The following is a 3,215-nucleotide window of genomic DNA, read 5'->3' as shown; positions in this document are numbered from 1 at the left end:
GGATTCATCCGCGTTCACCACCAGATAGCTGGGGCGTCCGTCGCTTTCCTTTGGCATGAAGGACCACTTCAGACCTGTCGGGAAACCCGCGCCGCCACGACCGCGAAGACCCGATGCCTTCATCTGGTCAATAACCCAGTCACGACCCTTTTTGATGATCGCGGCTGTGCCGTCCCAATGCCCACGCGCCTGCGCACCCTTCAGGGTACGGTCATGCATACCGTAGAGATTGGTAAAAATGCGGTCCTTATCGGCTAGCATCTTAGGGTCATCCTTTCGTGTCCTGACGCTTGCGCCAGATCTGATATGTAACAAACATCGACCAAACCATCGCCGCGAGCACGGCAAAGTCGATGAGTAGTGCGAACCGGCCGGGCAAACCCAGCTTCGGTCCAAGCCATTGGGCCACGATCCAGAGCACCATCGTCGCGGCAATCACAAGCGCGACCATGCGCCCCTGTTTTGCCAATGCTATCTCTGTTTCTTCGTGGCCCATTGCCCGTTTTCTTCCTTAGTAGACCGATCCTTTGTCTACGCGCTTGGAGAACTCTGTCTCGCCGCCCGCAGCCAAGGTCTTGGCCTGTTCAACCCACTTGTCGCGCGCTGCACGACCCTTGAAGCCTTCAAGGTTTGCATTCACCCAAGCCATTTCATCTGCGGTCCAGGCCGCAATCTGGTCAAAGTGGAATACACCCATTGTATGGCAAACACCCTCAAGCTTTGGACCGATCCCCTTGATCCGCTTAAGATCATCTGGGCCGCCTTTACGCGCAGCTTTGCGCAACTTGGGCTTCTTGCCCTCGTTTGCGCCCTCAAGCTTGCCGTCGCCATCATAATTTGGCGTTGCTGCCGCTGCTTCAGCGGCTTTTGCCGCCTGGCGATCCGCTTTACGTTTCGCGGCCGCTGCGCCCTGACCTTTGCCAGCGCCTCCTGCCGCAGCTTTGCCTTTGCCCTTGGCAGTGCCGCTTGCAGTTGCGTCACCAGCGGCATTCGCCTTTGCAGCTTTGCCTTTACCGCCGCCTTTGCCTTTGCCTTTCGCAACCGCATCGCCAGCGGCATTTGCGCCTGCTGCTTTGCCGCTACCGGTGCCTTTTCCTTTGCCGGCGCCTTTGCCTTTTCTGCCCTTGGCAGCAGGTTTGGCCTCTTCAGCAGGGGCTTCGTATTTGTATTCGCCCCTGCGCGCAGCCAAATCAGCTTCGCCAGCAAGTGCTGCGCTTGGCTTGATCTCTGCAGCGGGTGCTGCGCTTGTCGATGCGACTGCACCGCTTGCTTCACTTGCTGTGGCCGCCGCACTGGCCGCTGCCGGCGCGCTTGCCTCTGCGCTGGCCGCTGGCGCGGCTTTTGCAGGTGCAGGTTTCTCTACTGCAGCAGATGCGCTCGCGCTTGATACTGCGCTTGCGGCGACTGCGCCGCCAGCTGCTGCTGCGGCGGTTTTACCTGCGTTTGCTGCGCTGGAACTCGTTCTCGCACCCAATTGCGGAACAGGCGCACAGAACAGCCAGTTGAACAGCAAACCCAACAGGCCAAATGCGATAAGCCCCAGGACCAAAGCAGCGAAGAAGGATTTTCCCGCAATGCTTTGCAACATGATAAAGATAAGCACGCCCGCGATAGCGGCGATCGCCCAGCACCAGAACTGGCACTTGGGATCTTTCACTTGATTAGTCATTCGTTACACTCCCAGTCGTTTTATACGGCATTAGTATACGCCGCCTTTTTTGACACGGGATGCAAATTCGGTCTCGCCCCCGCTTGCAAGCACTTTAGCTTGTTCCACCCAATTGTCGCGAACCGCGCGACCTTTGAAACCTTCAAGATTTTGATCGACCCAAGCAACTTCTTCATCGCTCCACTTGGAAACCTGATCGAAGTGGAAGAACCCAAGGCTATGCAGCAGGTTTTCCATTTTCGGGCCAACGCCCTTAATCATTTTCAGATCATCCGCGCCTGATTTGCGCGGCGCTTTCATCGTGCGTGGCTTCTTCGCTGCGCTCGGGGCTGCGCTGACCTCTGCCTTGGCTGGCTTTGCAGCGGCTTTCGCCCGGGTCGCAGGCTTGGCTTTCGCAGGCGTCGCTTTCGCAGGCTTGGCTTTATCGGCCGGAGCCGCTTTTGCAACAGGCTTGGCTTTGGACGAAGCCTTTGCTTCCTGCTTCGTCACACCAGTTGCATCAGCTTTGGTTTTCGCGGCAGGCTTCGGCTCTGCTGCTTTGGCCTTTGCTTTCGCGGCAGGTTTGGCCGGTACGCTCTTGGCGCTGCCCTTGCCCTGCCAAGGCGCAAGAAGCGGCACTTCCGTACCATCAATCCGTTTGATCGTATCGCCGATATCGCTCGCCAGCTGAACAGAGGCGTTATACTGCGTCTTACCGCTGTCATATTCTTTAAGGCTGGTAAGACCCGACAAGGGCTCGCAAGAATAACGGCCATTTTGTGGGCCGGGTGTTGGCACGTTGCCCGCCGCCATATCATCCAGCAGCTTGGACAGTCCTTCGGCAGTCATATCCTCGTAATAGTCTTTGCCGATCTGGGCCATGGGCGCGTTGGTGCAGGCACCAAGGCACTCGACCTCTTCCCAGGAAAACTTGCCATCCGCGCTTATCGCATGGGGTTTGTCTGCAATCTTCTCACGGCACACCGCAATCAAATCTTCCGCACCGCAAATCATGCAAGACAGCGTGCCGCAAATCTGGATGTGCGCAACTGAACCAACCGGTGACAGCTGGAACATGAAATAGAAGGACGCCACTTCAAGCCCGCGAATATAGGCGAGGCCCAGCATTTCGCAGATGCCCTCAATCGCAGGGCGCGTTAGCCAGCCTTCCTGCTCTTGCGCACGCCACAGCAGTGGAATGATCGCAGAAGCCTGACGACCCTCAGGGTATTTTGTAATCTGCGCTTCGGCCCACGCCTGATTGTCAGGGGTGAATGCAAAGCTGTCGGGCTGTTCTTTAGAGAGGCGGCGGAGCATGGATCAATCTTCCCGTATTAGCTTTGCTTGACTTTGGCGGTGGCATCGGGCGCACAGGTCCCGACCGTAGAGCGGACGCCGCCCCCACCAAGTGCCACAGCTTGACCGCGACGCACTTTGTTCGCTGCCATTGCTTGTATTTCTTCGCGGTTCATACCCGTTTGCAATTCAACAGGCAGATAATCGCTTTCAAATTTCAAATCGCATCCGATCGAGGCAACCGCCGCGTCGAAATTGGCAGAATGATCCA

4 protein-coding genes and 1 pseudogene are annotated in these 3,215 nt (G+C 57.2%); all 5 read right to left on the bottom strand.

Annotated features, from left to right (window positions below; genetic code table 11):
• Positions 1 to 261: pseudogene (locus WBC85_RS10170) on the bottom strand (NADH-quinone oxidoreductase subunit F); the annotation flags it as partial.
• A 7-nt stretch (positions 262 to 268) separates the two neighbouring features.
• Entirely contained in the window at positions 269 to 496 is a 228-nt protein-coding gene (locus WBC85_RS10165) for a DUF5337 domain-containing protein (protein ID WP_424436232.1), read from the bottom strand.
• A gap of 15 nt (positions 497 to 511) precedes the next feature.
• Positions 512 to 1,669, bottom strand: coding sequence for a hypothetical protein (locus WBC85_RS10160; RefSeq protein ID WP_424436229.1), 1,158 nt, complete (start codon positions 1,667 to 1,669; stop codon positions 512 to 514).
• A 30-nt stretch (positions 1,670 to 1,699) separates the two neighbouring features.
• The gene (locus tag WBC85_RS10155) at positions 1,700 to 2,965 is read right to left on the bottom strand and encodes an NADH-quinone oxidoreductase subunit E (protein ID WP_424436226.1); all 1,266 of its coding nucleotides are present in this window, start codon (positions 2,963 to 2,965) and stop codon (positions 1,700 to 1,702) included.
• Positions 2,966 to 2,982: 17 nt separating this feature from the next.
• On the bottom strand, positions 2,983 to 3,215 hold a 233-nt coding region (locus WBC85_RS10150), incomplete at its 5' end, for a hypothetical protein (RefSeq protein WP_424436223.1).

Source organism: Planktotalea sp., assembly GCF_049680325.1.
GTDB lineage: Bacteria > Pseudomonadota > Alphaproteobacteria > Rhodobacterales > Rhodobacteraceae > Planktotalea.
Note: the sequence above shows the minus strand (reverse complement) of the source record. Positions and strands in the feature narration are given on the sequence as shown.

Excerpts from the sequence above, each read along its gene's own strand:
- WBC85_RS10160 (WP_424436229.1), bottom strand. The coding sequence starts at position 1,669 with ATGACTAATCAAGTGAAAGATCCCAAGTGCCAGTTCTGGTGCTGGGCG.
- WBC85_RS10155 (WP_424436226.1), bottom strand. The coding sequence starts at position 2,965 with ATGCTCCGCCGCCTCTCTAAAGAACAGCCCGACAGCTTTGCATTCACC.
- WBC85_RS10165 (WP_424436232.1), bottom strand. The coding sequence starts at position 496 with ATGGGCCACGAAGAAACAGAGATAGCATTGGCAAAACAGGGGCGCATG.